2 protein-coding genes and 2 pseudogenes are annotated in these 3367 nt (G+C 74.0%); 3 read left to right on the top strand and 1 reads right to left on the bottom strand.

From position 1 onward, the window contains the following. A pseudogene (locus tag AC529_RS01370) lies at positions 1–502 on the top strand (STM4015 family protein); the annotation flags it as partial. Positions 503–523: 21 nt separating this feature from the next. Here AC529_RS01370 and AC529_RS01365 read toward each other — a convergent pair. Beyond that, positions 524–1483, bottom strand: a complete 960-nt coding sequence (locus AC529_RS01365; RefSeq protein WP_083947847.1) for an NADP-dependent oxidoreductase — start codon at positions 1481–1483, stop codon at positions 524–526. Between the two features lie 297 nt (positions 1484–1780). On the opposite strand from AC529_RS01365, the gene AC529_RS01360 reads away from it, so the two are divergent. Together AC529_RS01360 and AC529_RS20275 are read left to right on the top strand one after the other, a co-directional pair. Then, a complete protein-coding gene (locus AC529_RS01360) occupies positions 1781–2794 on the top strand; it encodes an STM4015 family protein (RefSeq protein ID WP_068753104.1) in 1014 nt (337 codons plus the stop codon). A 79-nt stretch (positions 2795–2873) separates the two neighbouring features. After that, a pseudogene (locus tag AC529_RS20275) lies at positions 2874–3367 on the top strand (STM4015 family protein); the annotation flags it as partial.

The raw sequence follows: 3367 nt of genomic DNA, 5'->3' as shown, positions 1-3367 counted from the left end.
CGAGGCGCTGCGCACGCTCGTGGTGGAGACCGGCGGCCTGCCCCGGAGGGTCCCCGCGGGGGTGCTCGCCTCGGACCTGCCCGCCCTGGAACACCTGGAACTGTGGTTCGGCGTCGAGGACTACGGCGGCACCACCACCGTCGACGACCTTGCCCCGCTGCTCGCCGGGGAGCGGTTCCCCGCCCTGCGCCGCCTGGGGCTGCGCAACTCGGAGTGGGGCGACGACCTGGTCCGCCGCCTGGCCGACGCGCCCGTCACGCAGCGGGTGAAGGTGCTGGATCTGTCCGGCCACGTGCTCACCGACGCGGGCGGCGAGGTGCTCGCCGCCGCCCCCGCCTTCCGCGGCCTGGAACGCCTCGTCATCCACCACCACTTCCTCACCGAGGAGATGGAGGAGCGGCTGCGCGCGGCCCTCACCGGAGTGGACGTCGACCTGGACGGGCGCCGCGAACCCGAGGTCTACAAGGACGAGGTCTTCTACTACCCGCAGGTCACCGAGTAGGACCGGAGTCCGCCCACGGGCTCACGCCGGAGCCGCGGCACCGCCGTCGGACGCCTCCAGCACGACCGAGCCCCGCGCCCCCCGCTCCACGTGCACGTGGGCCGCCGCGACCTCGGGCAGCCGGAACGCCCGGTCCACGTGGACCCGCAGCTCCCCGCTGCGGAGCAGGGCGGCGACCCGGTCGAGCTGCCGTCCCTCGGGGTGGACCAGCACGGTGCGCGCGACCCGGCCCTGCGCCCGGAACCGGTCGGCGTCCACCGCAGCCGCGGACACCAGCACCCCTCCCGGCCGCAGCAGCCGCACCGCCGCCTCCCCGACGTCCCCGTGGGCGTCCACCACGACGTCGAAGGGGACGCCCTGCCACGCCGCCACCCCCTCCGAGTCGTCGACGACCTGCCCGGCGCCCAGGCCCTTCACGAACGCGTGGTCGCCGGGCGGGGCGGCCCCCACCGCCTCGGCACCGGCCCAGCGGGCCAGTTGCACGGCGAGGTGCCCGACCCCGCCGGAGGCGGCGGCCACCAGCACCCGCTGCCCCGCGCGCAGCCCGCCGGCGCAGAACAGCGCCTGCCAGGCCGTCAGCGCGGCCGCCGTCGCGCCCGCCGCCTCACGGAACGCGACCTCCTCCGGCAGCGCGGCCAGCTCGTTGACGTGCGCCGTCACGTACTCCGCATACGCCCCCGCGAGCCGCGGGAACGCGGGCATGCCGAACACCCGGTCGCCGACGGCGAAGGCGTGCACGCCCGGCCCTGTCGCGGCCACCGTCCCGGCGACGCCCCAGCCCAGCACGGCGGGGAACCGGGGGATGCGGACGGCGCCGCGCCCCCGGCGGGCCCGGCAGTCCTCCGGGTCCACCCCCGCGGCCGCCACCCTGACCTGGACCTCGCCCGGGCCGGGGACGGGACGGGGCAGCCGGGTGAGACGGAGCACCTCCGGGCCGCCGAACGAGTCGATCACCACGGCCCTCATGTCAGGACGGGACATGCCACTCCCCGGAGCAACGGGCGGCGACAGCCGCGCGGAACGTCGTCACGGCCCCCGCCCGCCGCAGCACTCCCGACGGGGCGCCCGCGGTCCCGGACGACACCTCTTCCACGGGACGGGCCTGACAGTACAGTCTTCTCACCCGTCATCCGAAGTCAACGCCGGTGGACACGGCGAGGCAGACCGGCGTGTCCCGCGTGCGGTGCCCCGGCGCCTCCTCCCCGACCCCGGACCGTCCGGTTCCTGTCGGACCCTCCTGGTACCACTGTCGTGTCCTTCCCCGATCCCGGAGTCCCCATGCCCAACTACGAGTACCTGGACGAGTTCGCCGGACTGCCCGTCGTCGTCGCCCCCGACACCGACCAGAGGGAGAACTTCTGGTGGCTGGTGGAGGAGAGGGCGAGAGTCGACAAGCCCGACCCCACCCTGGACGACTACGAGGAGGCCTACCAGACGGCCCGCGCCGACCCGGGCGCGTTCGCGTGGCGCCTCCAGCTCCCCGCCTACGGCGGAGAGGCGATCTTCCGGGACCTCTTCCTGCGCTTCGTCGACGAGGTGGACACCACGAAGGTCACCGCGCTCATCGCCGGCTACTGGGACTTCGGCGAGTCCTCCGCGCACGAGCCGGTCGGACTGCTGGTCGAGCACGCCGACCGGTTCCCCGCGCTGCGCGCCCTGTTCCTCGGCGAGATGGTCCAGCAGGAGTGCGAGATCTCCTGGATCCAGCAGTGCGACGTGGCCCCGCTGCTGGCCGCCTTCCCCCGCCTGGAGGAGCTGTGGGTGCGCGGCGGCAACGGCCTGGAGTTCCCCGCCACCCGGCACGAGGCGCTGCGCAGGCTGGTCGTGCAGACCGGCGGCCTGCCCGGGGTGCTCGCCTCGGACCTGCCCGCCCTGGAACACCTGGAACTGTGGTTCGGCGTCGAGGGGTACGGCTGCACCACCGAGTTCGACGACCTCGCCCCCCTCTTCGAGGGAGAGGTCTTCCCGAACCTGCGCAGCCTGGGGCTGTGCAACGCGGAGTGGGGCGACGACCTCGTGCGCGCCCTGGCCGACGCGCCCGTCATGGAGCGGGTCAGAGCGCTGGACCTGTCGAGCAACGCGCTGGGCCCCGACGGCGGCGAGGTGCTGGCCTCCGCCCCCGTCTTCCGCGGACTCGACAGCCTGACCATGGACTACCACTTCGTCCCCGAACCCGTGCTGGAGCGGATCCGCCAGGCGCTGTCCGGAGTCGCCCTCGACCTGAGCGAACCCGAGGAGTACTTCGTGGACGAGAACGGGGAGCCCGCCTACTACCCCGGGCTCACCGAATAGGCCCCGCCCCCGGCGGCACCGCCGGACGCCGCCGTCCCGACCGATCCCCAGATCCCGAAGACCGATCACGGAGCCTGTCTTGGCCATCTACGACAACCTCACCGAGTTCGCCGGGCTGCCGGTCGTCGCGTTCGGCGGCGACGTCCCGGACGACCTTCCGGACGACATGCGGGCCGCCTACGAGGACGCCTACCGGACGGCCCGCCCCGACCCGGGCGCGTTCGCGTGGCGCCTCCACGCCTCCTTCTTCCCCTACGGAGACTTCACGTCGTTCGCCCACGTCTTCGCCCGCTTCGTCGACGAGGTCGACACCGAGAAGGTCACCGCGCTCATCATCGGCAGGTGGATGTGGGGGGAGGACGACCTGGAGGTCACCGCGCAGGAACCGGTCGGAGTGCTGGTCGAGCACGCCGACCGGTTCCCCGCGCTGCGCGCCCTGTTCCTCGGCGAGCTGGTCCAGGAGGAGGCCGAGATCTCCTGGATCCAGCAGTGCGACGTGACCCCGCTGCTGGCCGCCTTCCCCCGCCTGGAGGAGCTGCGGGTGCGCGGCGGCAACGGCCTGGAGTTCCCCGC

The sequence above is a fragment of the Thermobifida cellulosilytica TB100 genome (assembly GCF_001517975.1).
Lineage (GTDB): Bacteria > Actinomycetota > Actinomycetes > Streptosporangiales > Streptosporangiaceae > Thermobifida > Thermobifida cellulosilytica.
This window is presented reverse-complemented; position numbering and strand designations above follow the sequence as displayed.

Bases quoted from the DNA above. Each gene is read 5' to 3' on its own strand.
- AC529_RS01365 (WP_083947847.1), bottom strand. From the start codon at position 1,483: ATGTCCCGTCCTGACATGAGGGCCGTGGTGATCGACTCGTTCGGCGGC.
- AC529_RS01360 (WP_068753104.1), top strand. From the start codon at position 1,781: ATGCCCAACTACGAGTACCTGGACGAGTTCGCCGGACTGCCCGTCGTC.